We start from the raw sequence: 23,057 nt of genomic DNA on the forward strand, positions 1-23,057 counted from the left end.
TCTTATTGACAGTAGACGCACAGGGGGAGTGGTTCCGGCATGCCCGGTGGAGGTTTCTGCAAGTTGCCAGGTGGGAGCGTCGTCGTCGCGATAGGGCTCCCGAGCCCGGCGGGCGACGGGGTCACGGTCCGCTTCCTGGTCCACGCCGCCAACCGCGCCCGCGCCCTGACCCGGCTGCGGAACCTGGGCCTGCGGGCGGTCTACCTCCGCGGCAACGCGGAGCCGCCGACGCCTGACGAGATCACCGCCGTCCTGCACCACCCGGACGGCCTCCTGTGGCGCTCCACGACGAGCACGACCCAGGAGCTGTGGCACTCGATACGGACCCTGCCCACGGCCTCCTAGGGCGTCCGGGCCGCCCGCGCCCGCGGGATGTCCTGCTAGACGACGGGCTTGCCCGTGAGCTCGACACCCGCGCCGCGCAGCTCCTCCAGGGCCCGTTCCGTCGTCTCCTTCGCGACGCCCGCCGTCAGGTCGAGGAGGACCTGCGTACGGAAGCCCTCGCGGGCCGAGTCCAGCGCCGTCGCCCGTACGCAGTGGTCCGTCGCGATGCCCACCACGTCGACCTCGGTCACCTCGTGCGCGCGCAGCCACTCGGCGAGCGCGACGCCGTTCTCGTCGCGCCCCTCGAAGCCGCTGTACGCCGCGTCGTACGCCCCCTTGTCGAAGACCGCGTCGATCGCGCCGGAGGCGACGGCGGGCGCGAAGTTCGGGTGGAAGCCCACGCCCTCCGTACCGGCGACGCAGTGCACCGGCCAGGACGTCACGTAGTCGGGGGTGTCGGAGAAGTGGTCCCCCGGGGCGACGTGGTGGTCGCGGGTGGCCACCACGTGCTGGTACGCCGCGCCCGCCGCCTCGCCGACCAGGTCGGTGATGGCGGCGGCGACATCCGCTCCCCCCGCCACCGCGAGGCTGCCGCCCTCGCAGAAGTCGTTCTGAACGTCCACGACGATCAATGCGCGGTGCATGGCGGGTGTCCTTCGGTGGGCCGGCGGGGGGAACGGTGGGGTGTCGACACGGGGAACGGCATCGAGCCTAGAGACTTCCCCCTCCCTTCGGGAGGGGGCCTCGCAGGGTGTTACACGTACTCGGTGGGCAGCACCGGCTCACCCCGGGAGAGCTGGACCGCCGACATCGGCAGCGCGGCCCGTGCCGCGAAGTGCCGCGCCCGCGCCTCCTCCAGCGGCTCCCGTGCCACCACGTCGCCGCCCTTCACCAGCTCCACGAGGAGCTGACGGTCGGCGAGCCCGGCGGGCACCGGTCCGGTGCCGAGGACCTCCGCCTCGGCCACGCCCTCCGCGTCCACCCGCCGCGCCGCCCACTTGCGGCCGCCGACCGACGCCTTGCCTCCGACCGACTTCTTCGCCACCGCCGTCAGCGGAGCCTTCGGGTCCGCCGACTGGGCGCGGGCGACCAGCTTGTAGACCATGGAGCAGGTCGGGTGGCCACTGCCGGTGACGAGCTGCGTGCCCACCCCGTACGCGTCGACCGGCGCGGCCGCCAGCGACGCGATGGCGTACTCGTCCAGGTCCGAGGTGACCACGATCTTGGTGTCCGTGGCGCCCAGCTCGTCGAGCTGCGCCCGGACCCGGTGGGCCACGAGCAGCAGGTCCCCGGAGTCGATCCGTACGGCCCCGAGCTCCGGTCCGGCCACCTCGACGGCGGTACGGACGGCCTCGGCCACGTCGTAGGTGTCGACGAGCAGCGTCGTGCCGCGCCCCAGTGAGGTGACCTGCGCCTGGAAGGCGTCCCGCTCGCTGTCGTGCAGAAGGGTGAAGGCGTGCGCGGAGGTGCCGACGGTCGGGATGCCGTAACGGAAGCCGGCCGCGAGGTCCGAGGTGGAGTCGAAGCCGCCGACGTAGGCCGCCCGCGCCGAGGCGACGGCCGCCAGCTCGTGCGTGCGCCGGGCGCCCATCTCGATCAGCCGCCGGCCGCCGGCCGCGCCGGACATCCGGGAGGCCGCCGCCGCGATGGCCGAGTCGTGGTTGAGGACCGACAGGATCACGGTCTCCAGGAGCACGCACTCGGCGAAGGAGCCCTCCACCCGCAGGATCGGGGAGCCGGGGAAGTACACCTCGCCCTCGGGGTAGCCCCAGATGTCGCCCGAGAAGCGGTAGCCGGCCAGGTAGGCCAGCGTCGGCTCGTCGACGATGCGCTGCTCCCGCAGGAATCCGAGCACGTCCGTGTCGAAGCGGAAGTTCTCCACCGCGTCGAGGACCCGTCCGGTGCCGGCCACCACTCCGTAGCGCCGCCCCTCGGGCAGCCGGCGGGTGAAGACCTCGAAGACGGAGCGCCGCTCGGCGGTGCCGGCCCTGAGGGCCGCCTGCAGCATGGTCAGCTCGTACTGATCGGTGAAGAGCGCGGTCGACGGTACGTCCACCGGGAGCCCAAGGTCCGCAGCGTTCATGTCAGCGATGCTACCGCAGAAATCGTCACTCTGACGATTTCTCGGCTCGCGGGCTGACCCGTTTGTGCGACGCCCCACCTGAGGTGGCAGCATGGGGTAAGTGAGCGTCGCGCCTATTGAGATCGAACGCACCGAATCGGCAGAAGAGACCTTCGCCGTCGTCGAGCCCGACGTGCCGTGGGTGACTCTCGTCCACAACGATCCGGTCAATCTGATGAGCTATGTGACCTACGTCTTCCAGGCGTACTTCGGTTACTCCAAGGACAAGGCGCACAAGCTGATGCTCGACGTGCACAACAAGGGCCGCGCGGTGGTCTCCAGCGGGACGCGCGAGGAGATGGAGCGCGACGTGCAGGCGATGCACGGATACGGGCTGTGGGCGACCCTCACCCAGGACCGCGGCTGATGGCCGGACGTTTCGAGGCCCTGCCCGGCGGCGGTGCCGCCGTCGCGCTCGACGAGGTCGAGATCTCCATCCTGCGCTCCCTCGCCGTCCAGCTCATGGAGCTGATCGGGCCGGGCGACGAGCCCGTCGAGGGCGAGGACCCGCTCGCCGCGCTCTTCGCCGAGGGCCCGAGCGAGCCCCCGAGCGACCCGGCGCTCAAGCGCCTCTTCCCCGACGCCTACGGGGACGAGGACGAGGAGCTGCGCGCGGCCGCAGCCGACTTCCGCCGCTACACCGAGAACGACCTGCGGGCCCGCAAGCGGCAGGACGCCCTCGCGGTGATCCGCAGCCTCGACGGGCTCGCCTCGGACGACGAGGGCGGGGCCGTCCTCAAGCTCACCCCCGACGAGTCCCGCTCGTGGCTCGGCGCGCTCAACGACCTCCGGCTGACCATCGGGACCCGCCTGGAGGTCACCGACGAGGACGAGAGCGGCGAGCTGTACCGGCTGCCCGACGCCGATCCGCGCAAGCCGATGGTGATGGCATACCTCTGGCTCGGCGCGCTTCAGGAGTCACTCGTCGAGACGCTGATGTCCGGGGCCTGATACCCGCCGCCCCGATACCGGCCGGTAGGGCGTCGTTCGCTCAGCGGACACTCAAATCCGCATAACGAATACGTCAAAGAAGTCTTCTTACTGGTCCTCTTGAGCGGCTTTTGTCCGCTTTTTCATGTGGCGTGCGCCACATTCCCCCTCCTCGATCACTGTTTCCCCCGTGATAAATCTTCACGACCACCCGGGGACGCCACCCCTGTTCCCGGGGGCGCTTCGGCCGGCTGACCGCCGGTAGCACTCCATCCATATCCGGGGGGATCAGGACCTGATCCGCAGTCAGACGCAGTCGGCGCGGAACAGCATGGAGAAAGGCGCACCACCATGACCTCAGTGCAGGTCGACAAGCAGCACGACGGCAGTGAGGCCGCGGACTCCGCCGACGGCGAGGGTTATCACCGGGCACTCGGCGCCCGCCAGATCCAGATGATCGCGATCGGCGGCGCCATCGGCACGGGCCTCTTCCTGGGCGCGGGCAAGGGCATCTCCAAGGCGGGGCCCAGCCTGATCCTCGCGTACGCCATCGCGGGCCTCGTCATCTTCTTCATCATGCGGGCGCTCGGCGAGCTCCTCATGTACCGCCCCGTTTCCGGCTCCTTCTCGGAATACGCACGGGAGTTCATCGGCCCCTTCGCGGGCTTCGTGACCGGCTGGACGTACTGGCTCTTCTGGGTCGTCACCGGCATCACCGAAGTGACCGCCGCCTCCGAGTACATGCAGTACTGGACCAAGAACACCGACGGCGTCCTCAATCAGCCGCAATGGGTGTTCGCCCTGATCTTCACGGTCGTGCTGTTCCTCGCGAACCTGATCTCCGTCAAGCTCTTCGGCGAGCTCGAGTTCTGGTTCTCGATGGTCAAGGTCACCGCGATCGTCGGCATGATCCTCATCTGCGCCGGCATCCTCACCATCGGCTTCTCCGACGCCGGCGACACCGCTTCCATGACCCTGCTGTGGTCCGAGGGCGGCTTCTTCCCCAAGGGCATCGGCTCCACCCTGATGACCCTGCAGATGGTCATGTTCGCCTTCCTCGCCGTCGAGCTGGTCGGCGTCACCGCGGGCGAGTCCAAGGACCCGAAGACCGTCCTGCCCAAGGCCATCAACACCGTGCCGTGGCGCATCGCCGTCTTCTACGTCGGCGCGCTGATCATGATCCTGTCGGTCGTCCCGTGGACCCACTTCCAGCCGGGCGTCTCCCCGTTCGTCGCGGCCTTCGAGAAGATGGGCCTCGGCGTCGGCGCCGCGATCGTGAACTTCGTCGTCCTGACCGCCGCGCTCTCCTCCTGCAACTCGGGCATGTACTCCACCGGCCGCATGCTGCGTGACCTCGCGCTCAACGGCCAGGGTCCGAAGTTCTTCACCAAGCTCACCAAGAACGGTCTGCCGCTGGTCGGCACCTCGTTCTCGGCCGGCCTGATGATGGTGGGCGTCTGGATCAACTACCAGTGGCCCGGCGACGCCTTCAACTACGTCGTCTCCTTCGCCACCATCTCCGGCATGTGGGCCTGGATCATGATCCTGGTCTGCCAGGTCCGCTACCGCCGCAAGGCCGACCGCGGCGAGCTGCCCCAGTCGTCCTTCAAGGCGCCCGGCGGCATCTGGTGCAGCCTCTTCGCCCTCGCCTTCATCGGCATGGTCATCGTGCTGATGGGCATCGACAAGGACGCCCGGATCTCGCTCTACTGCGCGCCGCTGTGGGGCCTGATCCTCGGGGTCTCCTACCTGGTCCTGAAGGCCCGCAACCCGGAGGGCGCGGCCTTCGCCAAGCGCTCCTGACCCGGTCTGTCCAGCATTCGGGCCGCCCCGTACCACTCCTCGGTACGGGGCGGCCCCTCTGCTTATCCTGTCGGACATGCTGACCATCACCCGGGCCCTGTACGACCAGATCGTGGAACACTCCCGCGCGGACCACCCCGACGAGGCCTGCGGCGTGGTCGCGGGTCCCGTCGGCAGCGGCCGCCCCGAGCGGTTCATCCCGATGCTGAACGCGGCGCGCTCGCCCACGTTCTACGAGTTCGACTCCGCCGACCTCCTCAAGCTCTACCGCGAGATGGACGACCGGGACGAGGAGCCCGTGATCGTCTACCACTCGCACACCGCCACCGAGGCCTACCCGTCCCGTACCGACATCACGTACGCCAACGAGCCCGGCGCGCACTACGTCCTCGTCTCCACGGCCGACACCGACGGCGCGGGCCCCTTCCAGTTCCGCTCCTACCGGATCGTCGAGGGCGTCGTGACCGAGGAGGACGTGAAGGTCGTCGAGGAGTACGACGTCTGAGACACTGACGCGACCATCAGGGCGGCAGGACCCAGGAAGCCGGTGCGAATCCGGCACGGTCCCGCCACTGTGACCGGCCCCTCCGGGGGCCGGAAGCCAGGAACTGACCTGCCGCCTCTCACCACCGACTGGGGACGTGGAAATCCCCGGAGGAGGCTCGTCCGCCATGACCTGGCCCCGCCGTACCCTGCTGCCCGCCGCCGCCCTCGTCCCGCTGCTCGCCGCCTGCGCGGCCCCCGCGGAGAAGGACGCCCCCGCCGCCAAGGCCGCACCGGGGTTCCCGTACACCGTCTCCAACTGCGGTGTGAAGACGACGTACCAGGCCCCGCCGCAGCGGGCGGTCACCATGAACCAGCACGTCACCGAGGTGATGCTCGCCCTCGGCCTGGAGAAGTCCCTCGTCGGCACGGCCTACCTCGACGACCGGATCCTGCCCGCGTACAAGAAGGCGTACGAATCGGTGCCGGTCCTCGCCAAGGAGTACCCCTCCAAGGAGGCCCTGCTCGCCGCGAACCCCGACTTCGTCTACGGCGGTTACTCCACCGCCTTCGACGCGAAGGCCGGACGCGCCCGGGACGACCTGAAGGCGGCGGGCGTCAACACCCGCCTGAACATGGAGTACTGCCCCTCCGGCGCCTCCTCCCTCGCCGACCTGTACCGGGAGGTCGACGAGGTCGCCCGGACCTTCGGCGTCCCCGAGCGCGGCACGGAGTGGACGGCCGGGGCGAAGAAGACGGTCACGGCGACCGAAAAGAGGCTGAGCGGGGTCGCCCCGGTCCCGGTCTTCGTCTACGACAGCGGCGACAAGACCGCGTTCACCGCCGGAGGCAAGGGAATCGGCAACGAGCTGATCTCCCTCGCGGGCGGGCGGAACGTCTTCGCCGACCTCGACAAGCCCTTCGGGGACGCGACCTGGGAGCAGGTCGTCGCCCGCAAGCCGGAGGTGATCGTCATCTACGACTACGGCTCCACGACCGTCGAACAGAAGAAGAAGCGCCTCCTCGACGACCCGGCCCTCAAGGACGTCCCGGCGGTCAAGAACCGCCGCTTCGCCGTACTGCCGCTCTCCGACGCCGTCCTCGGCGTCCGCGTCCCCGCGGCGATCGAGAAGCTCGCCACCCAGCTCCACCCGACCCGATGACCACCACCTCGCCCCCGCCCCCGGCCGCCGGAGCTGAAGAGGACGCCGCCCCCAGGGGCCGGGCCCCTGCCGCTCCGGCGCCGGCCGGGCGCGCGCGGTTCGTGCTCGTCCTCGGGGGGCTGGTCGCCGCCCTCGCGGCAGCCGTCGTCGCCGGGGTCGCCCTCGGGTCGGTACGGATACCCGTGGGCGCGGTCGCCGAGATCCTCACCGGCCGCGCCACCCCCTCCCCGTACCGCACGATCGTGCTCGACGTCCGGCTGCCGCGCGTCCTGCTCGGCGCGGTCGTCGGCGCCGGGCTCGCCGTCGTCGGCGCCGTCCTCCAGGCCCTCGTCCGCAACCGCCTCGCCGACCCCTTCCTCCTCGGGATCTCCTCAGGAGCGTCCACCGGGGCCGTCCTCGTGCTCGTCCTCGGCGTCGGCGGCGGGATCACCACCACCGTCGCCATGCCCGCCGGGGCCTTCGCCGGCGCCCTGCTCGCCCTGGTCCTCGTCTACGCGCTCGCCCGCCGCGGCTCCACGATGACCGGCTCCCGGCTCGTCCTCGCCGGCGTCGCCGTCTCGTACATCCTCTCCGCGCTGACCACCCTGCTCCTCGTCCTCGCGGGCCGCCCCGAACACTTCCAGGAGGCGATGTTCTGGTCCCTCGGCGGCCTCGGCAGCGCCCGCTGGGACACCCTCGCCCTGCCCGCCGCCGTCCTCGTCATCGGCGTCGCCGCCCTGCTCACCCTCGCCCGCCCCCTGGACCTGCTCCTCGTCGGCGAGGAGGGCGCGACCGTCCTCGGCCTGGACACCGCCCGCTTCCGCGCCGTCGTCTTCGTCCTGGCCTCCCTCGTCACCGCCGTCATGGTCTCCGTCAGCGGAGCCGTCGGCTTCGTCGGCCTGATGGTCCCGCACGCCGCCCGCATGGCCGTCGGCGCTCCGCACCGCCGCCTCCTGCCGGTCGCCGCGCTCGGCGGCGCGCTCGCCCTGATCCTCGCCGACCTCGCCGCCCGTACCGTCGCCGCGCCCCAGGACATCCCCGTCGGCGTCCTCACCGCCCTCACCGGCGGCCCGTTCTTCCTCTGGCTCATGCGCCGCCGCGCGGAAGGGAGCCCGGTATGACCGAACTGCGCCTCCAGCGACTCTCGTACGGGACCCGACTGCGCGACGCCGACCTCACCGCCCGCCCCGGCGAGACCGTCGGGCTCGTCGGCCCCAACGGCAGCGGCAAGACCACCCTCCTGCGCTGCGTCTACGGCACCCTCACCCCCACCGCGGGCCGCGCCCTCCTCGACGGCGACGACCTGACCGCCCTCGGCCCCAGGGCGCGCGCCCGACGGATCGGAGTCGTCCCCCAGGAGGGCGCCACCGAGTTCGAGCTGACCGTCCGCGAGCTCGTCGCCCTCGGCCGCTCCCCGCACAAGCGCTTCTGGGAGGGCGACGACGCCTCCGACCTGGCCCGCGCCGAGAGCGCCCTGGCCCGGGTCGGCATCGCCGAGCTGGCCGACCGGCCGTACCCCACCCTCTCCGGCGGCGAACGCCAGCGCGCCCTCGTCGCCCGTACCCTCGTCCAGGAGCCGTCGCTGCTCGTCCTGGACGAGCCCACCAACCACCTCGACATCCGCTACCAGCTCGAAGTCCTGCGTCTCGTAAGGGACTTGGGCACCACCAACCTCCTCGCCCTGCACGACCTCAACCTCGCGGCCGCCTACTGCGACCGCCTCTACGTCCTGGAGCGCGGCCGCGTCGTCGCCGAGGGGACACCCGCCGACGTTCTCACCCCGGCCCTGTTCAGGGCGGTGTACGGCGTGGAAGCCGAGGTCATCCCGCATCCGCGGACCGGCACGCCGACCGTCTTCTACCTGCCGGGTCCGCCAGTCGAGCACCAACCGTCCGTCATGTGAGATCACATTCCGAAACCCGGACCGGGAATCGATACGATGACCGCATGGTTTCCCACGACGTGAGCGAAGTGACGACGCCGGGCAGCGCGCTGCTCGTGGCGCGACTGCACGTCGACCTGTGCCGTTTCGCCAGCGCGATGTGAGCAGGTGCGCCCACGGCGCACCCAGCAGCACCACCCCGCGCGGGGGCCGACAGCCGCGCGCCTTCCACGCCACTCCCGACTCCCGAAAACAGGAGCCCACGCCATGGCCATCGAGGTCCGCATCCCGACCATCCTCCGCACCTACACCGACGGCGAGAAGGCCGTCGAGGGCAACGGTGAGACGCTCGCCCAGCTCTTCGCCGACCTGGAGACGCGCCACGCCGGGATCGAGGCCCGCATCGTGGACAACGGCCAGCTGCGCCGCTTCGTCAACGTGTACCTCAACGACGAGGACGTCCGCTTCCTCGACGGCATCGACACCAAGCTGGCCGACGGCGACAACGTCACGATCCTGCCGGCCGTGGCCGGCGGCATGGTCTGATCCACATGCGTTACGACTCCCCGCTCGCGGCGGTCGGCAACACGCCCCTGGTCCGCCTGCCCCGGCTCTCCCCGTCGGACGACGTCCGCATCTGGGCCAAGCTGGAGGACCGCAACCCGACCGGCTCGGTCAAGGACCGCCCCGCGCTCCACATGATCGAGCAGGCCGAGAAGGACGGCCGGCTCACCCCCGGCTGCACCATCCTGGAGCCGACCAGCGGCAACACCGGGATCTCGCTGGCGATGGCGGCCAAGCTCAAGGGCTACCGCATCGTCTGCGTCATGCCGGAGAACACCAGCGAGGAGCGTCGCCAGCTGCTCGCCATGTGGGGCGCCGAGATCATCTCGTCCCCCGCGGCCGGCGGGTCGAACACGGCCGTACGGGTCGCCAAGGAGATCGCGGCGGAGAACCCCTCCTGGGTGATGCTCTACCAGTACGGGAACCCCGACAACGCGGGCGCTCACTACGCCACCACCGGCCCCGAGATCCTCGCCGACCTGCCCTCCATCACCCACTTCGTGGCGGGCCTCGGCACCACCGGCACCCTCATGGGCGTCGGCCGCTACCTGCGCGAGCACAAGCCCGACGTCAAGATCGTCGCCGCCGAGCCGCGGTACGACGACCTCGTGTACGGGCTGCGCAACCTCGACGAGGGCTTCGTCCCCGAGCTGTACGACGCCTCGGTCCTCACCACCCGCTTCTCGGTCGGCTCCGCCGACGCGGTCACCCGCACCCGGGAACTCCTCCAGCAGGAGGGCATCTTCGCCGGCGTCTCCACGGGCGCGGCGCTCCACGCGGCCATCGGCGTCGGCACGAAGGCGCTGAAGGCGGGGGAGAGCGCGGACATCGCCTTCGTCGTCGCGGACGGCGGCTGGAAGTACCTCTCGACCGGCCTCTACACGGCGGCGACGACCGAAGAGGCGATCGAGACGGTCCAGGGCCAGCTCTGGGCCTAGGCCCCGAGGCCCTCGGGCCCGTTCAGGTCGCCAGATGGCGGACCTGGTCCCATACGACCGGGTCCGCCGTCCCCACTCTGCGGCGGAACTCCGCCACCGGGACCTCCCGCAGCTCGTCCGTCTCCAGGAAGCTCGGCCTCCCCTGCGCGTCGCCCACGGACCCCGGCGGCAGCGCGATGACTCCCTGCCGCTCGTCGTGGTACCTGCTCGTGATCTTGGCGACCAGCGCGGAGTTCCTGCGCAGCGCCAGCACCAGGCAGGGCCGGTCCTTGGATCCCGGCCCGTCCTCGTAGGGCACGTCCGCCCACCAGATCTCGCCCGCACGGGGGAGCCGCGCGGGCGCCTTCGACGGTGCTTTCGCGGGCGCGCCCGGCCGCGCGGGCGGCCGCGTTCGGCCTCCCGGTGCGCGACCGCGGCCTCCCGGCGTACGGCTCCGGCCTCCCGTCGCGTCCGTACGGCCGCCGGGCCGCCGCCTGCCCGAGCGCTTCCGGCCGTCCACCACCGCCGCGACCAGCGCGATCACCACGACCGCGACGAGCGCCGGCCACCAGGACGTGTCCATAGCCCACGACGTTACCGTCCGCACGTACCCCGCGCTCTCTCGCCCCAGGTCCATCCGAACCGGTGACAGAGCCCGTGAGTTCGCCCACAACGGGCCGCCACGGAGGAGCGACGGAGCGCGACGCGCCTTACGCTCGACGCATCGCAAGACCTCCCCCGCCGCTCTCCGCCCTCGGAGGTTCACGCTCCATGAAGCTCACCGTCGTCGGCTGCTCCGGGTCGTTCCCGTCCGCGGACTCGGCCTGTTCGAGCTACCTCGTAGAGGCCGACGGCTTCCGGCTGCTCCTCGACATGGGCAACGGCGCCCTCGGCGAGCTGCAGCGCCACATCGGTCTGTACGACCTCGACGCCATCTTCCTCAGCCACCTCCACGCCGACCACTGCATCGACATGTGCGGATACTTCGTGGCCCGCTACTACCGCCACGAGGGCGGACGCTGCGACGCGATCCCGGTCTTCGCCCCGGAGGGCGCCGAACAGCGCCTGACCACGGCGTACGCCGACACCCCCTCGGACAAGTCGATGAGCGAGGTGTTCGACTTCCAGACCCTGAGGTCCGGGACCTTCGAGCTGGGCCCGTTCTCCGTCCGTACGGAGAAGGTGTGCCACCCGGTGGAGGCGTACGGCATCCGCATCGAGCACGGCGGCCGGACGCTCACGTACTCCGGCGACACGGGGGTCTGCGAATCCCTGCACCAACTCGCGGACGGTGCGGACCTCTTCCTGTGCGAGGCGTCCTTCACGCACGGCAAGGAGGACATCCCGGCCCTCCACCTCAACGGCCGCGAGGCGGGCGCGGAGGCGGCCCGCTCCTCGGTGGGCCGGCTGGTGCTCACGCACATCCCGCCGTGGACGGACGGCCGGCAGAACCTGGCGGACGCGCGGGCGGTGTACGACGGGCCGTCGGAGCTGGCGTACGCGGGCGCGGTCTACGAGGTCTGAGCACCTGAGGGGTACCGCGCGTACGGGAAGGGCCCCGGAACCGTGTCTCGGTTCCGGGGCCCTTCCGTCGTTCGGGTGAGACTCACGCCTTGGTGAGGTCCTCGATCTCCTCGTCGGACTCGCGGCCCGGGGTCGGGAGGTTGAACTTGGTGATCGCGAAGCGGAAGACGCCGTAGTAGATCGCGGCGAAGACCAGACCGATCGGAATGATCATCCAGGGCTTGGTCGCCAGGTTCCAGTTCAGCGCGTAGTCGATGAAGCCCGCGGAGAAGGTGAAGCCCGCGTGGACACCGAGCGCCCAGGTCACGGCCATCGAGATGGCGGTGAGGACCGCGTGGATCGCGTACAGCAGCGGCGCGATGAACATGAAGGTGAACTCGATCGGCTCGGTGATGCCGGTGACGAACGAGGTCAGCGCGAGGGAGAGCATCATGCCCATGACGGCCTTGCGGCGCTCGGGGCGGGCGGCGTGCGCGATGGCGAGCGCGGCGGCCGGCAGGCCGAACATCATGATCGGGAAGAAGCCGGACATGAAGATTCCGGCGCTCGGGTCACCGGCGAAGAAGCGGTTCAGGTCACCGTGGACGACCTCGCCGGCCGCGTTGGTGAAGTCACCGATCTGGAACCAGGAGACGGTGTTCACGAACTGGTGCATGCCGACCGGGATCAGCGCGCGGTTGATCAGGCCGAAGAGGCCGGCGCCACCGGCGCCGAGGCCGGTCATCCACTCGCCGAAGCTGGAGATGCCGTTGCCGATGGGCTCCCAGACCAGGCCGAAGACCACGCCGACGAGCGTGCCGACGAAGGCCATGATGATCGGGACGAGGCGGCGGCCGTTGAAGAAGCCGAGCCAGTCGACCAGCTTGGTGCGGTGGAACTTCTGCCACAGGACCGCGGAGAGCAGACCCATCAGGATGCCGCCGAGGACGCCCGGGTTGTTGTACGTCGCGGCGACGTCGACACCCTTGTTGGCCGTGGTGTTGACCACGGCGTCGGTCACCGGGAACGCCTTGAGGACGTTGCTGTAGACCAGGAAGCCCACGAGGGCGGCCAGGGCGGTGGAGCCGTCGGCCTTCTTGGCGAAGCCGATGGCCACGCCTATGCAGAACAGCAGCGGCAGGTTGGCGAAGACTGCGTCACCGGCCGTGGCGAAGACGGAGGCGACCTTGTCCCATCCGAGGCCGTCCTTGCCGAAGACGTCAGGCTGGCCGAGACGGAGCAAGATACCCGCGGCCGGCAGAACGGCGATCGGCAGCTGCAGGCTGCGACCGACCTTCTGCAGGCCCTGGAACAGGCCGGATCCGCGCTTCTTCGCGGGAGCGGCGGCCTGGGCGGTGGCCGTACTCATCAACTTCCTCCAGTAAGGCAAGGCGCCGCAGAGGTCATGAAAAGGGGGTGACGGCGGCGTCTCGTGGAACGCGGTGGACTGGACCGCGTGGTCTACACCAATGAGTGGTGTAGACCAGTTTTAGCACGTGGGACTTAGATAAGGAACCTGCGAATTCTCCGTGCCCGAGCCATAGCTGGGTGTGAACGACGGAAGGCCCCCGGACCGTGCGGTCCGGGGGCCTTCCGTCATCGCGGCAACGGGGCGAAAGCCCCGAAACACGCCGTCTCGCGCTACGCCTTGGTGGCGTCCCGGTCCATCTCCTCCCCCAGCTCGTCCGGCTCGCGGCCGGGTGTCGGGAGGTTGAACCTGGTGATCGCGAACCGGAAGATCACGTAATAGACGAGCGCGAAGCCAAGACCGATCGGAATGATCAGCCACGGCTTGGTCGCCAGGTTCCAGTTGATGACGTAGTCGATCAGACCCGCGGAGAAACTGAAGCCGTCCTTCACCCCGAGGGACCAGGTCACGGCCATCGACACACCCGTGAGGACCGCGTGGATCGCGTACAGCAGCGGGGCGATGAAGAGGAACGAGTACTCGATCGGCTCCGTGATGCCGGTGACGAACGAGGTCAGCGCGACCGACAGCATCATGCCGCCCACCTCCTTGCGCCGGCGCGGCTTGGCGCAGTGGGTGATCGCCAGGGCGGCCGCCGGAAGGGCGAACATCATGATCGGGAAGAAGCCGGTCAGGAACTGGCCGGCCTCCGGGTCGCCCGCGAGGAACATCGGGATGTCGCCGTGGACCGTCGTACCGTCCGGCCTCTCGTACGTGCCGAACTGGAACCAGATGGGCACGTTCAGGAACTGGTGCAGGCCGATCACCAGCAGCGCGCGGTTGGCGACACCGAAGATGCCCGAACCCCAGGCGCCCAGGCCCACCAGCCAGTCGCTGAAGTTCTCCAGCGCGTCGCCGATCGGCGGCCAGACCCAGAGGCTCAGGGACGCGAAGGCGATCGCGACGAAGGTCATGATGATCGGCACGAGCCGCCGGCCGTTGAAGAACCCCAGCCAGTCCACCAGTCGCACCCGGTGGTACCGCTGCCAGAACCAGGCCGCCAGCAGACCGATGACGATGCCGCCGAAGACACCCGGGTTCTGGTACGTGTACCCGGTGAAGGCCTGCTCGGGCGCGAGGCAGCCCCCCTCGATGTCCACCGTGCCCTCGGGGCAGGTCTCGGGGAACTGGCGCAGCACGTTGTAGTAGACGAGGAAGCCGACCGTCGCCGCCAGCGCGGTCGAGCCGTCCGCCTTCTTGGCCAGGCCGATCGCCACGCCGATGCAGAACAACAGGGGCAGCCCCAGATTGCCGTCGAGCAGCGCGCCGCCCGCCCCCGCCATCACCTTGGCGACGTTGTCCCAGCCCAGACCGTCGGCGCCGAAGACGTCGGGCTGGCCGAGACGGTTGAGGATGCCGGCCGCCGGGAGGACGGCGATGGGGAGCTGAAGGCTGCGTCCCATCTTCTGCAGCCCCTGGAACAGGCCGCCCCACATCGACTTCCTCGGCGCGGCCGCGGCGCTGTCCGTGCTCATCGGCGTCCTCCCTGAACCCGGAACATGCCGAGCCCTGCTGACGTTGCCACTGGTGGAGTAGGGGTGGTGTAGACCAGTTGCGATAGGCTCCCGTAGCCCGCCGAGGGCAGGCCGCCGGTGATCGTCATCATTCGGCAGAACGAGGGCACTCGCTCGCGAAGTTGGGCCAACCGTGGGTTAACGTGACAAAGCGGACCACCGGTGCGCCGGGACTCACGTTCTTTGAACAGGAACGGACAGGGAGAAAACATGGCCAGCAAGGCTGAGAAGATCGTCGCCGGGCTCGGCGGCATCGACAACATCGAAGAGGTCGAGGGCTGCATCACCCGCCTGCGCACCGAGGTCGTCGACCCCTCCAAGGTCGACGAAGCCGCCCTCAAGGCCGCCGGCGCCCACGGCGTCGTCAAGATGGGCACCGCGATCCAGGTCGTCATCGGCACCGACGCCGACCCGATCGCCGCCGACATCGAAGACATGATGTAACCAGCCCCATCGGCCGCAGGGGCCCGGTCCGGCAGGGGACCGGGCCCCTCCGCGTACGGCTACGCTCGGAACATGTCTCGTATCGACGGCCGTACCCCCGAACAGCTCCGCCCCGTCACCATCGAACGCGGATGGAGCAAGCACGCCGAGGGCTCCGTCCTCATCTCCTTCGGCGACACCAAGGTCTTCTGCACCGCCTCCGTCACCGAAGGCGTCCCTCGCTGGCGCAAGGGCAGCGGCGAAGGCTGGGTCACCGGCGAGTACTCCATGCTCCCGCGCGCCACCAACACCCGCGGCGACCGCGAATCCGTCCGCGGCAAGATCGGCGGCCGCACGCACGAGATCTCCCGCCTCATCGGCCGCTCCCTGCGCGCCGTCATCGACTACAAGGCCCTCGGCGAGAACACCATCGTCCTCGACTGCGACGTCCTCCAGGCCGACGGCGGCACCCGCACCGCCGCCATCACCGGCGCCTACGTCGCCCTCGCCGACGCCGTCACCTGGGCCCAGGGCAAGAAGCTCGTCAAGGCCGGCCGCAAGCCCCTCACCGGCACCGTCGGCGCCGTCTCCGTCGGCATCGTCGACGGCACCCCCCTCCTCGACCTCTGCTACGAGGAGGACGTCCGCGCCGAGACCGACATGAACGTCGTCTGCACCGGCGACGGCCGCTTCGTCGAGGTCCAGGGCACCGCCGAGGCCGAGCCCTTCGACCGCAAGGAGCTCAACGCCCTCCTCGACCTCGCCTCCGGCGGCTGCGCCGAACTCGCCGAGATCCAGCGCCAGGCCCTCGAAGGAACTCTGTAGGCCCCAGCGGCGTCTTCATGGACACGGGCGTACGGCAGGACCGTACGCCCGTCATCCATATCCCTCGGGGAGGACCCGTCTTGAAGCGCCGACTCGCACTCGCCATGGCCTCGGCAGCCGTACTCACCACCACCCTCGTCGGCTGCGGAGCACTCGACAAGGCGATGGACTGTGTCGCCACCGCCGACGCGATAGCCACCAGCGTCGACAAGCTCTCGCAGGCGGTCTCCAACGCCTCCAACGACCCGACGCAGCTCAACGAGGCCCTGAACGAGATATCCACGGAGCTCGGCAAGCTCCAGGACACCACCGACAACGCGGACCTCTCCAAGGCCGTCGACGACCTGACCAAGGGCGTCGAATCCGTGAAGACCGCCGTCAACAACGGCGACACCACCCCGGACATCAAGCCGGTCACCGACGCGGCCACCGAGATCGGGAAGGTCTGCACCCCGGGATAATCGGGAGCATGACCCGTCTGATCCTCGCCACCCGCAACGCCGGGAAGATCACCGAACTCCACGCGATCCTCGCCGACGCAGGCCTCACCCACGACCTCGTCGGCGCGGACGCGTACCCGGAGATCCCCGACGTCAAGGAGACCGGCGTCACCTTCGCCGAGAACGCCCTCCTCAAGGCCCACGCCCTGGCCCAGGCCACCGGCCTGCCGGCCGTCGCCGACGACTCCGGCCTCTGCGTCGACGTCCTCAACGGCGCCCCGGGCATCTTCTCGGCCCGCTGGTCCGGCACCCACGGCAACGACCGCGCCAACCTGGACCTGCTCCTGGCCCAGCTCTCCGACATCGACGACCCCCACCGAGCCGCCCACTTCGCCTGCGCGGCGGCCCTGGCCCTTCCCGACGGCACGGAACGCGTGGTCGAAGGCCAGATGCGAGGGGTGCTGCGCCACACCCCGACCGGCACGAACGGCTTCGGCTACGACCCGATCCTCCAGCCGGACGGCTACGACGTGACGTGCGCGGAACTCACCCCGGACGAGAAGAACGCGATCAGCCACCGGGGGAAGGCCTTCAGGGCGCTGGTACCGGTGGTCAGGGAGCTGCTGGGCTGAGGCGGACAGGAAGGGCGCGACACCCGGTGGGTGTCGCGCCCCTTCGAAGTGGGCCCGGTGGGACTCGAACCCACGACACACCGGACCTAAACCGGCGCCCTCTTGGCCAGCTGGGGTACGGACCCGCGGCGCCCACTGTACTGTGCTCCGGCACGGCGCTTCGAGAAGGTGCTGGTCTGGCTGTGGCAGGACGGGCACAGGTACCGGAGGTTCTCGACACGGTTGTCGAGACGGTCGCCGCTTCTGTGATCGATCTCCAGAACAAGGCGCCTGCCTTGCCAGGTGTCGCCGACTCCGCAGTCCGCGCACACGTGCGGAACGCCCAGCTCATCCAGAGCGCGACGTAGTTGAGCCGTCTTGGTGCGGGAGGCGCCCGGCTGCAGCCGGACGAGGATTGCTGCCGGTGATTTGCGGCTCCGGGATGGTGTGCCTCGCTGGTGCGCCTGCCCGACGAAGTGCTCGGCAGAGATGCCGTATGCGGCCATGCTGCGCTTCACGCGCTCCCGGCCTGCTCCGTTGGCGGGCAGACCAAGCTGCCTGAGCACCCCGGCGAGGCTCCTGGAGCATGCCACCGCGTGCGCGAGCTGATCGTGAGGCAGGCATACGGCGCTGTCGGTGCGCCTTTTGAGGAAGTGCGAGGTATCGATCCCGAACTGATCGAGCTTCTTGCGGATGTGACCGTAGGGACAGTCGCGCGGCGAGTACCCCATGAACTCGATCATCTCGCGGATGCTGCGCGACTGAGCTGCCGCCTCGGCCAGTAGTGCCCTTGTGTACGAGCGACGTGGCCGTTGTGGGAGGGCTTCTTCCTGGAAATGCGAGGTGTCGATGCCGTAGTGCCTGAGCCGTCTGACCAGGTAGCCACGTGGCCCGCTGCCCAGCGGGGCCCCCAACCTGCGCATGAGGTCGACCATGCTGGCGGATACCGCGGCGGTTCGTTCGAGCAGATCGCGGGTGTAGACGACTGCGGTCATCCTCGGCTCCTCCGCCTGCGGCCTCGGTACGTGTCCGTCACCGCATGGCAGTTGGGGCAGAGGAACCGAAGGTTCCCAAGGCGGTTGTCCCACCACTCGGCGTTGATGTGGTCCACCTCGAGCTGCAGCGGCTTGCCGTTCCACTCCGGCCCCGTGCCGCACATCGAGCAACGCTCCTCGACTCCTTCGAGGAGGAGGTGGCGACGTAGGCGTCGGCCGGGAACCCTGCCATCCTCCGGGCGGCGCAGGCGGAGCGGGCTACCCAGCGAGCCTTTGGGCCGACCTCGGCGCGTGGTGAAGTGGGTCGTATTGATCCCGAGGACGGCCACACGTCGGCTGATGTGCGTGTGGTGGCCGCCTACGGCATCGATCCCCAGGCGGCGCAGCACGTCCTGGATGCTGGTCGACACCGCCACCACCGGCTCCAGCACCTCCCGCGTCCACCTCGCCCCCTCCCGCTCGAAGTGCGACGTGTCCACCCCCAGCCTCCGCATACGGTCGCGCAGATACCGCCGCGTCCCGCTCCGTGGATCCACCCCCAGCTTCCCCAGCGCCTCCGTCAGCGTCCTCGACGCGCTCGCCGCCTCCGCGAGCCGTTCCCTCGTGTACGGACTTTCCGGCATCCTTGCCGCCCCTCCGTCCCGGCCACCTGTTCGTGGTCTCGTACGGAGTAACGAGCCGAATATCGGACGGTCACGTCATCATCCGTCCGGAATGCGGAACGGCCCGCACCGCTTCGGGAAGCGTGCGGGCCGTTCCGGGGGTGCCGGGGCCTCGGGTGGCGTGTCGCGGGGCTCAGGCCTCGATGGCCAGGTCCTTGATGATCTTGGCGACGTGGCCCGTCGCCTTCACGTTGTAGAGCGCGCGCTCCACCTTGCCGTCCTCGTCGACGATCACCGTCGAGCGGATCACGCCCGTCACCGTCTTGCCGTACAGCTTCTTCTCGCCGAAGGCGCCGTACGCCTCCAGCGTCTCCTTCGACGGGTCGCCGACCAGCGTCACCTTCAGGTGCTCCTGCTCGCGGAACTTCGCCAGCTTCTCCGGCTTGTCCGGCGACACGCCGATCACGTCGTAGCCCGCGCCCGCCAGCAGCTCCAGGTTGTCCGTGAAGTCGCAGGCCTGCTTGGTGCAGCCGGGGGTAAGCGCTGCCGGGTAGAAGTAGACGATGACCTTGCGGCCCTTGTGGTCCGCGAGCGAGACCTCGTTGCCGTCCGCGTCGGGCAGGGTGAAGGCGGGGGCGGTGTCGCCGGGCTGAAGTCGCTCGCTCATGGCTCTCCTCGGGGTGTCTGCGCGTACACGACCGAGCCTAATGGGGGCCTGAGACAGACCGCGGACCGAGAAACTGAGAGACTGTCCGTCAACGACCGATTACGACTACGGAGGCAGCGCGGTGTCGGAGGCCAGGACCCCTGCACAGATCGAGGCGGACATCGTCCGTCGGCGCGAGCAGCTTGCCGAGACTCTCGACGAGATCGGCATTCGGATGCATCCGAAGACGATCATCGGTGACGCGAAGGCGAAGGTCGCCTCCACGGTCGACCAGACCGCCGGGCGGGCGTTCGTCGCCGTGAACCGGACGGTGTCGGACGTGAAGGCACGGTTCACCCGCGAGGACGGCGCGCCCCGCTTGGAGCGCGTGGTTCCGGTGGCCCTCGTCGCCGTCGCGCTCGTCGGGCTGCTCGCGGTGTCGACGCGCAAGCGCAAGGGATGACCCCTCCCGAGTACGTCCGACACCCCCGGGCAGGTAGGTTCGAGCCGTGAGCGAGAACACCCACGACAAGCTGCCCATCCGGATGCTCCACGACCGTGTCCTGGTCCGGACCGACTCCCCGGAGGGGGAGCGGCGCTCGGGCGGCGGCATCCTCATTCCGGCGACCGCCGCCGTCGGCCGCCGGCTGGCCTGGGCCGAGGTCGTCGCGGTCGGCCAGAACGTCCGCACGGTCGAGACCGGCGACCGGGTGCTGTACGACCCGGAGGACCGTGCCGAGGTCGAGGTGCGGGGCGTCGCGTACGTCCTGATGCGGGAGCGCGACCTGCACGCGGTGGCCGCGGACCGGTTCGAGGGTTCGAAGGACACCACCGGGCTGTATCTGTAGGACTCCCGTGGGCCCCGCCCCTGGACTCCGCAGCACTCCGTGCTGAGGCCTGGTGACCGGTGTCACCAGGCCTTTCGTCTTCTCCTTGCTACCCTGGACACACCCGACGAGACGCGCCGTACCGGGCCCGCTGCACCGCAGTACGCAAAGACGACGCACCCCTGTTGTTCCGTCTCGCGGAGGTGTTCGCCGTCATGGCCTGGGTTCTTCTCATCGTCGCCGGTCTGCTCGAGGTCGGCTGGTCCATCGGCATGAAGTACACGGACGGGTTCACCCGTCTCTGGCCGAGCGTCTTCACGGGCGCCGGGATCGTCGCCTCGATGCTGCTGCTGTCGCAGGCCGCCAAGACGCTGCCGATCGGTACGGCGTACGGCGTGTGGGTCGGGATCGGCGCGGCCGGCGCGGCGGTGCTCGGCATGGTGGTGCTCGGTGAGCCGGCGACCGCCGCGCGGATCTTCTTCGTCTGTCTGCTGCTCGTGGCCGTGGTGGGGCTGAAGGCGACCTCGGGTCACTGACCCGGCGGCCGCAGGGCCGGCTGGAACGTCTCCGGCCGTGGCGGCCGTGGCGGCCCCTGTTCCGGCGCCCCCGTCCCGGTCTCCGTTCCCGTCGCTGTCGCCGTTCCCGTTCCCGTCTCCGGTCGCGGTGGCTGCTGGTCCGGCTGGATGGTCTCGGGCCGGGTCGGCGGCTCCGCCTCCTGCCGCGGCAGCTGAGGTGCCTGAGGTGCCTCGGGCGGCTCGGGCTGTCGCGGCTGCCGTGGTGCCCTCGGGCCGGCCTGGCCCAGCTGCTCCTCGTCCTCCTCCTGCCCCTCTTCGGCCGGCCCTTCCGGCTGAGGAGGATCCAGCGGCTCCAGCCACTCCTCCGCCCCCTCGCCCAGCTCGAGTTCGAAGTCGCGCGCCTCCGTCCCGGCCAGCGCCTCCCGGGTGAAGTGGCCCCAGATCTCGGCGGGCGTGCCGCCGCCGTTGATCCGGTTCTGGCCGAGCGCGCCGTACAGCGGCTTCTGCTCGCCCGTGTCGGGGTCCTGGCCCATGACCGTGACGACGGTCGCGAGGTCCGGGGTGTAGCCCGCGAACCAGGCGGCCTTGTCGTCCTCGGCGGTGCCCGTCTTGCCGGCGGCCGGGCGTCCGGCGGCCAGCGCCGCCGTTCCCGTACCGCTCTCCACGACGCTCCGCAGGACGTGCGTCGTCGTGTCGGCGGCCTCCCTGCTGACCACCTGCCGGGGGTCGGATGACGGGAGGTTCAGGTCCTGGCCGTCCTTGGTGATGCGCTCGACGAGCGTGTACGTGCCGTGGCGGCCGTGGTTGGCGAGGGTGGCGTAGGCCTCGGCCATGTCGAGTGCGCTCGCGGTGGCGGGGCCCAGCGCGATGGAGGGGGTGCCGTTGAGGTCGGGGGTGCGGGCGGGGAGGCCGAGGGCGACGGCGGTCTCCTTGACCCTCGCGGGCCCGACGTCCACGGCCATCTGCGCGTACACGGCGTTGACCGAGTCGTCGGTGGCGGTGCGGACGGTGATGGCGCCGTACGACGCGTCGTCCTCGTTGGCGGGGGCGTAGTGGGCGCCGGGCCAGCCCTCCACCGGCCGCTTGTCGGCGCCGTCGTAGTAGGTGTTCGGGGTGATCGGCTCGCCGTCCTGGGTGAGCGAGGTGTGTTCGATCGCGGCGGTGAGGACGAAGGGCTTGAAGGTGGAGCCGACCTGGTAGTCGCGCCGGGTGGCGTTGTTGACGTACTGCCGGGTGTAGTCGATGCCGCCGTACATGGCGACGACGCGGCCGGTGGACGGTTCGATCGCCGCGCCGCCGACCCGTACGTACCGGTCGACGGGGTTGTTCGCGGGGTCGATCCGGGACATGACCTTGTCGTCGACGGCGGTGACGAAGGCGTCCTGCTTCTCCCTCTCCAGGGTGGTGGTGATGCGGTAGCCGCCGCCGGCGAGGGTGTTCTCGTCGAGGACGCCGTTGGCGGTGAGGTAGTCCTCGACGGCCTGGACGATGTAGCCGCGCTGTCCGGAGAGTCCGGTGGCGGGGCGTGCGGTCTGGGGGGTGGGGAAGGAAGCGGTGGCGCGGTCGGTGCGGGAGAGCCAGCGCTCCTTGACCATGCCGTCCAGGACGTAGTTCCAGCGGGCGAGCGCGCGCGGCCGGTTCTCGGGGTGGGTGGCGACGTCGTAGGCGCTGGGGGCGTTGAGGAGCGAGGCGAGGTAGGCGCCTTCGCCGGTGTCGAGTTCGGCGGCCTCCTTGCCGTAGTAGGCGCGGGCGGCGGCCTGGATCCCGTAGGCGTTGCGGCCGAAGTAACTGGTGTTCAGGTATCCCTCGAGGATCTCGTCCTTGCTCTTCTCGCGGTTGAGCTTGATCGCGATGAAGAACTCCTTCACCTTGCGGGTGACGGTCTGTTCCTGGCCGAGGTAGTAGTTCTTGACGTACTGCTGGGTGATGGTGGAGCCGGACTGGCGGCCCTTGCCGGTGAGGGTGTTCCAGGCGGCGCGGACCATGGCCTTGGGGTCGACGGCGCGTGCGGAGGAGAAGTCGCGGTCCTCGGCGGCGAGTACGGCGTGCTGGACGGTGAGGGGGATGTGCGCGAGGCGCACGTTCTCGCGGTTGACCTCGCCGTCGCGGGCGATCTGGCTGCCGTCGCGGTAGAGGTACACGTTGGACTGGGCGGTCGCCGTGGCGTTGGCGGGCGGGATGTCGACGAGCAGGTACCCGGCGACGAACGCGGCGGCGAGCAGCAGGGTGCCGAAGAGGGCGGTGCGGAACAGCGCCCGCAGGATGCGCCGGGGGCGCGAGCGCCGTGCGCGCCCGGGGGCGCCGGGGGGCGCGGGTGGGGGTGTGGCGGGGACGGTGGGGTCCCTCGGCGTCCAGCCGGGCCGGTGTGCAGGGGCTGGCTGGTCGTCGCGCATGTCTGGAACTCCCGTACCGGATGAAGGAGGCATGGCCTTCCCCATAGTGCACGTAACGGGACAGAACCTGAGGAATGCGACTCGAAAAGGAGTCGCGGTGGCGCAGTACGCGCCACTAGGGTCGTGCG

At 70.0% G+C, this 23,057-nt stretch carries 28 protein-coding genes, 1 tRNA gene and 1 riboswitch; of the genes, 20 read left to right on the top strand and 9 right to left on the bottom strand.

Going from position 1 to position 23,057, the window contains the following annotated elements; all coding sequences use genetic code 11:
• Positions 1-39 precede the first annotated feature (39 nt).
• Entirely contained in the window at positions 40-345 is a 306-nt protein-coding gene (locus ACF1G2_RS06035; RefSeq protein ID WP_352187444.1) for a hypothetical protein, read from the top strand.
• A 35-nt stretch (positions 346-380) separates the two neighbouring features.
• Here ACF1G2_RS06035 and ACF1G2_RS06040 read toward each other — a convergent pair whose 3' ends face one another.
• Together ACF1G2_RS06040 and ACF1G2_RS06045 are read right to left on the bottom strand one after the other, a co-directional pair.
• Positions 381-968, bottom strand: coding sequence for an isochorismatase family protein (locus tag ACF1G2_RS06040; protein ID WP_391797114.1), 588 nt, complete (start codon positions 966-968; stop codon positions 381-383).
• A 110-nt stretch (positions 969-1,078) separates the two neighbouring features.
• Positions 1,079-2,407, bottom strand: coding sequence for a nicotinate phosphoribosyltransferase (locus ACF1G2_RS06045; protein ID WP_391797115.1), 1,329 nt, complete (start codon positions 2,405-2,407; stop codon positions 1,079-1,081).
• Positions 2,408-2,507: 100 nt separating this feature from the next.
• Here ACF1G2_RS06045 and clpS point away from each other — a divergent pair, with 100 nt between their 5' ends.
• The 10 genes from clpS to ACF1G2_RS06095 all read left to right on the top strand — a co-directional run bounded on the left by clpS (position 2,508) and on the right by ACF1G2_RS06095 (position 10,188).
• Entirely contained in the window at positions 2,508-2,813 is a 306-nt protein-coding gene (gene clpS, locus ACF1G2_RS06050; protein WP_352187447.1) for an ATP-dependent Clp protease adapter ClpS, read from the top strand.
• Positions 2,813-3,397 carry a DUF2017 domain-containing protein gene (locus ACF1G2_RS06055; protein ID WP_391797116.1) on the top strand — a complete coding sequence of 195 codons (585 nt, stop codon included), beginning with the start codon at positions 2,813-2,815 and terminating at the stop codon, positions 3,395-3,397. The genes clpS and ACF1G2_RS06055 overlap by 1 nt, the downstream gene beginning before the upstream one ends.
• A 330-nt stretch (positions 3,398-3,727) precedes the next feature.
• Positions 3,728-5,179 (top strand): amino acid permease, encoded by a 1,452-nt coding sequence (locus tag ACF1G2_RS06060; RefSeq protein ID WP_391797117.1) that lies wholly within the window; start codon positions 3,728-3,730, stop codon positions 5,177-5,179.
• A gap of 76 nt (positions 5,180-5,255) precedes the next feature.
• Entirely contained in the window at positions 5,256-5,684 is a 429-nt protein-coding gene (locus tag ACF1G2_RS06065; RefSeq protein WP_391797118.1) for a Mov34/MPN/PAD-1 family protein, read from the top strand.
• A gap of 32 nt (positions 5,685-5,716) precedes the next feature.
• Positions 5,717-5,790, top strand: a riboswitch (cobalamin riboswitch).
• Positions 5,791-5,850: 60 nt separating this feature from the next.
• A complete protein-coding gene (locus tag ACF1G2_RS06070; RefSeq protein ID WP_391797119.1) occupies positions 5,851-6,825 on the top strand; it encodes an ABC transporter substrate-binding protein in 975 nt (324 codons plus the stop codon).
• Positions 6,822-7,925 (top strand): FecCD family ABC transporter permease, encoded by a 1,104-nt coding sequence (locus tag ACF1G2_RS06075; RefSeq protein WP_391797120.1) that lies wholly within the window; start codon positions 6,822-6,824, stop codon positions 7,923-7,925. Before ACF1G2_RS06070 ends, ACF1G2_RS06075 begins: the two co-directional genes overlap by 4 nt.
• Positions 7,922-8,707 (top strand): ABC transporter ATP-binding protein, encoded by a 786-nt coding sequence (locus ACF1G2_RS06080; protein ID WP_391797121.1) that lies wholly within the window; start codon positions 7,922-7,924, stop codon positions 8,705-8,707. The genes ACF1G2_RS06075 and ACF1G2_RS06080 overlap by 4 nt, the downstream gene beginning before the upstream one ends.
• 44 nt (positions 8,708-8,751) lie before the next feature.
• Positions 8,752-8,850, top strand: coding sequence for a putative leader peptide (locus tag ACF1G2_RS06085; protein ID WP_352187453.1), 99 nt, complete (start codon positions 8,752-8,754; stop codon positions 8,848-8,850).
• Positions 8,851-8,953: 103 nt separating this feature from the next.
• Positions 8,954-9,232 carry a MoaD/ThiS family protein gene (locus ACF1G2_RS06090; RefSeq protein ID WP_391797122.1) on the top strand — a complete coding sequence of 93 codons (279 nt, stop codon included), beginning with the start codon at positions 8,954-8,956 and terminating at the stop codon, positions 9,230-9,232.
• A 5-nt stretch (positions 9,233-9,237) separates the two neighbouring features.
• The gene (locus ACF1G2_RS06095; RefSeq protein WP_383164509.1) at positions 9,238-10,188 is read left to right on the top strand and encodes a PLP-dependent cysteine synthase family protein; all 951 of its coding nucleotides are present in this window, start codon (positions 9,238-9,240) and stop codon (positions 10,186-10,188) included.
• A 22-nt stretch (positions 10,189-10,210) separates the two neighbouring features.
• On the opposite strand, the gene ACF1G2_RS06100 is transcribed toward ACF1G2_RS06095, so the two are convergent.
• Positions 10,211-10,750, bottom strand: a complete 540-nt coding sequence (locus ACF1G2_RS06100; RefSeq protein WP_391797123.1) for a type II toxin-antitoxin system PemK/MazF family toxin — start codon at positions 10,748-10,750, stop codon at positions 10,211-10,213.
• 188 nt (positions 10,751-10,938) lie between these two features.
• Between ACF1G2_RS06100 and ACF1G2_RS06105 the strand changes: the two genes are divergently transcribed.
• Positions 10,939-11,691, top strand: a complete 753-nt coding sequence (locus ACF1G2_RS06105; RefSeq protein ID WP_391797124.1) for an MBL fold metallo-hydrolase — start codon at positions 10,939-10,941, stop codon at positions 11,689-11,691.
• A gap of 82 nt (positions 11,692-11,773) precedes the next feature.
• On the opposite strand, the gene ACF1G2_RS06110 is transcribed toward ACF1G2_RS06105, so the two are convergent.
• The gene (locus tag ACF1G2_RS06110) at positions 11,774-13,039 is read right to left on the bottom strand and encodes a PTS transporter subunit EIIC (RefSeq protein WP_391797125.1); all 1,266 of its coding nucleotides are present in this window, start codon (positions 13,037-13,039) and stop codon (positions 11,774-11,776) included.
• A 272-nt stretch (positions 13,040-13,311) separates the two neighbouring features.
• Positions 13,312-14,613, bottom strand: a complete 1,302-nt coding sequence (locus ACF1G2_RS06115) for a PTS transporter subunit EIIC (protein ID WP_391797126.1) — start codon at positions 14,611-14,613, stop codon at positions 13,312-13,314.
• A gap of 222 nt (positions 14,614-14,835) precedes the next feature.
• Here ACF1G2_RS06115 and ACF1G2_RS06120 point away from each other — a divergent pair, with 222 nt between their 5' ends.
• The 4 genes from ACF1G2_RS06120 to rdgB all read left to right on the top strand — a co-directional run bounded on the left by ACF1G2_RS06120 (position 14,836) and on the right by rdgB (position 16,972).
• Positions 14,836-15,096: a glucose PTS transporter subunit EIIB gene (locus ACF1G2_RS06120; RefSeq protein WP_391797127.1), complete on the top strand. Its 261-nt coding sequence runs from the start codon at positions 14,836-14,838 to the stop codon at positions 15,094-15,096.
• A gap of 72 nt (positions 15,097-15,168) precedes the next feature.
• Complete coding sequence (rph, locus tag ACF1G2_RS06125) at positions 15,169-15,900, top strand: ribonuclease PH (RefSeq protein ID WP_391797128.1); 732 nt, start codon at positions 15,169-15,171, stop codon at positions 15,898-15,900.
• Positions 15,901-16,004: 104 nt separating this feature from the next.
• A complete protein-coding gene (locus ACF1G2_RS06130) occupies positions 16,005-16,361 on the top strand; it encodes a hypothetical protein (protein WP_391797567.1) in 357 nt (118 codons plus the stop codon).
• Between the two features lie 8 nt (positions 16,362-16,369).
• The gene (gene rdgB / locus ACF1G2_RS06135; RefSeq protein WP_391797129.1) at positions 16,370-16,972 is read left to right on the top strand and encodes an RdgB/HAM1 family non-canonical purine NTP pyrophosphatase; all 603 of its coding nucleotides are present in this window, start codon (positions 16,370-16,372) and stop codon (positions 16,970-16,972) included.
• A 49-nt stretch (positions 16,973-17,021) separates the two neighbouring features.
• On the opposite strand, the gene ACF1G2_RS06140 is transcribed toward rdgB, so the two are convergent.
• Positions 17,022-17,097, bottom strand: a tRNA-Leu gene (locus ACF1G2_RS06140).
• Between the two features lie 450 nt (positions 17,098-17,547).
• On the opposite strand from ACF1G2_RS06140, the gene ACF1G2_RS06145 reads away from it, so the two are divergent.
• A complete protein-coding gene (locus tag ACF1G2_RS06145; protein WP_391797130.1) occupies positions 17,548-17,736 on the top strand; it encodes a hypothetical protein in 189 nt (62 codons plus the stop codon).
• A 206-nt stretch (positions 17,737-17,942) separates the two neighbouring features.
• Here the strand turns inward: ACF1G2_RS06145 and ACF1G2_RS06150 are convergent, their stop codons facing one another.
• Both ACF1G2_RS06150 and bcp read right to left on the bottom strand, forming a co-directional pair.
• Positions 17,943-18,569, bottom strand: coding sequence for an HNH endonuclease signature motif containing protein (locus ACF1G2_RS06150; protein WP_391797131.1), 627 nt, complete (start codon positions 18,567-18,569; stop codon positions 17,943-17,945).
• A gap of 172 nt (positions 18,570-18,741) precedes the next feature.
• A complete protein-coding gene (gene bcp, locus ACF1G2_RS06155) occupies positions 18,742-19,215 on the bottom strand; it encodes a thioredoxin-dependent thiol peroxidase (RefSeq protein WP_361439529.1) in 474 nt (157 codons plus the stop codon).
• Positions 19,216-19,336: 121 nt separating this feature from the next.
• Between bcp and ACF1G2_RS06160 the strand changes: the two genes are divergently transcribed.
• The 3 genes from ACF1G2_RS06160 to ACF1G2_RS06170 all read left to right on the top strand — a co-directional run bounded on the left by ACF1G2_RS06160 (position 19,337) and on the right by ACF1G2_RS06170 (position 20,557).
• Positions 19,337-19,657 carry a DUF3618 domain-containing protein gene (locus tag ACF1G2_RS06160; RefSeq protein ID WP_391797132.1) on the top strand — a complete coding sequence of 107 codons (321 nt, stop codon included), beginning with the start codon at positions 19,337-19,339 and terminating at the stop codon, positions 19,655-19,657.
• Between the two features lie 46 nt (positions 19,658-19,703).
• Positions 19,704-20,042 (top strand): co-chaperone GroES, encoded by a 339-nt coding sequence (locus ACF1G2_RS06165; RefSeq protein WP_189600978.1) that lies wholly within the window; start codon positions 19,704-19,706, stop codon positions 20,040-20,042.
• A gap of 194 nt (positions 20,043-20,236) precedes the next feature.
• A complete protein-coding gene (locus ACF1G2_RS06170; protein ID WP_189805276.1) occupies positions 20,237-20,557 on the top strand; it encodes a multidrug efflux SMR transporter in 321 nt (106 codons plus the stop codon).
• Here ACF1G2_RS06170 and ACF1G2_RS06175 read toward each other — a convergent pair.
• Entirely contained in the window at positions 20,551-22,929 is a 2,379-nt protein-coding gene (locus ACF1G2_RS06175) for a transglycosylase domain-containing protein (protein ID WP_391797133.1), read from the bottom strand. The genes ACF1G2_RS06170 and ACF1G2_RS06175 overlap by 7 nt on opposite strands.
• Positions 22,930-23,057 lie beyond the last annotated feature (128 nt).

The organism is Streptomyces sp. NPDC013457, from assembly GCF_043089925.1.
Classification (GTDB): domain Bacteria; phylum Actinomycetota; class Actinomycetes; order Streptomycetales; family Streptomycetaceae; genus Streptomyces.

Bases quoted from the DNA above. Each gene is read 5' to 3' on its own strand.
- ACF1G2_RS06035 (WP_352187444.1), top strand. From the start codon at position 40: ATGCCCGGTGGAGGTTTCTGCAAGTTGCCAGGTGGGAGCGTCGTCGTC.
- ACF1G2_RS06040 (WP_391797114.1), bottom strand. From the start codon at position 968: ATGCACCGCGCATTGATCGTCGTGGACGTTCAGAACGACTTCTGCGAG.
- ACF1G2_RS06045 (WP_391797115.1), bottom strand. From the start codon at position 2,407: ATGAACGCTGCGGACCTTGGGCTCCCGGTGGACGTACCGTCGACCGCG.
- ACF1G2_RS06055 (WP_391797116.1), top strand. From the start codon at position 2,813: ATGGCCGGACGTTTCGAGGCCCTGCCCGGCGGCGGTGCCGCCGTCGCG.
- ACF1G2_RS06060 (WP_391797117.1), top strand. From the start codon at position 3,728: ATGACCTCAGTGCAGGTCGACAAGCAGCACGACGGCAGTGAGGCCGCG.
- ACF1G2_RS06065 (WP_391797118.1), top strand. From the start codon at position 5,256: ATGCTGACCATCACCCGGGCCCTGTACGACCAGATCGTGGAACACTCC.
- ACF1G2_RS06070 (WP_391797119.1), top strand. From the start codon at position 5,851: ATGACCTGGCCCCGCCGTACCCTGCTGCCCGCCGCCGCCCTCGTCCCG.
- ACF1G2_RS06075 (WP_391797120.1), top strand. From the start codon at position 6,822: ATGACCACCACCTCGCCCCCGCCCCCGGCCGCCGGAGCTGAAGAGGAC.
- ACF1G2_RS06080 (WP_391797121.1), top strand. From the start codon at position 7,922: ATGACCGAACTGCGCCTCCAGCGACTCTCGTACGGGACCCGACTGCGC.
- ACF1G2_RS06085 (WP_352187453.1), top strand. From the start codon at position 8,752: ATGGTTTCCCACGACGTGAGCGAAGTGACGACGCCGGGCAGCGCGCTG.
- ACF1G2_RS06090 (WP_391797122.1), top strand. From the start codon at position 8,954: ATGGCCATCGAGGTCCGCATCCCGACCATCCTCCGCACCTACACCGAC.
- ACF1G2_RS06095 (WP_383164509.1), top strand. From the start codon at position 9,238: ATGCGTTACGACTCCCCGCTCGCGGCGGTCGGCAACACGCCCCTGGTC.
- ACF1G2_RS06100 (WP_391797123.1), bottom strand. From the start codon at position 10,750: ATGGACACGTCCTGGTGGCCGGCGCTCGTCGCGGTCGTGGTGATCGCG.
- ACF1G2_RS06105 (WP_391797124.1), top strand. From the start codon at position 10,939: ATGAAGCTCACCGTCGTCGGCTGCTCCGGGTCGTTCCCGTCCGCGGAC.
- ACF1G2_RS06110 (WP_391797125.1), bottom strand. From the start codon at position 13,039: ATGAGTACGGCCACCGCCCAGGCCGCCGCTCCCGCGAAGAAGCGCGGA.
- ACF1G2_RS06115 (WP_391797126.1), bottom strand. From the start codon at position 14,613: ATGAGCACGGACAGCGCCGCGGCCGCGCCGAGGAAGTCGATGTGGGGC.
- rph (WP_391797128.1), top strand. From the start codon at position 15,169: ATGTCTCGTATCGACGGCCGTACCCCCGAACAGCTCCGCCCCGTCACC.
- ACF1G2_RS06130 (WP_391797567.1), top strand. From the start codon at position 16,005: ATGGCCTCGGCAGCCGTACTCACCACCACCCTCGTCGGCTGCGGAGCA.
- rdgB (WP_391797129.1), top strand. From the start codon at position 16,370: ATGACCCGTCTGATCCTCGCCACCCGCAACGCCGGGAAGATCACCGAA.
- ACF1G2_RS06150 (WP_391797131.1), bottom strand. From the start codon at position 18,569: ATGCCGGAAAGTCCGTACACGAGGGAACGGCTCGCGGAGGCGGCGAGC.
- bcp (WP_361439529.1), bottom strand. From the start codon at position 19,215: ATGAGCGAGCGACTTCAGCCCGGCGACACCGCCCCCGCCTTCACCCTG.
- ACF1G2_RS06170 (WP_189805276.1), top strand. From the start codon at position 20,237: ATGGCCTGGGTTCTTCTCATCGTCGCCGGTCTGCTCGAGGTCGGCTGG.
- ACF1G2_RS06175 (WP_391797133.1), bottom strand. From the start codon at position 22,929: ATGCGCGACGACCAGCCAGCCCCTGCACACCGGCCCGGCTGGACGCCG.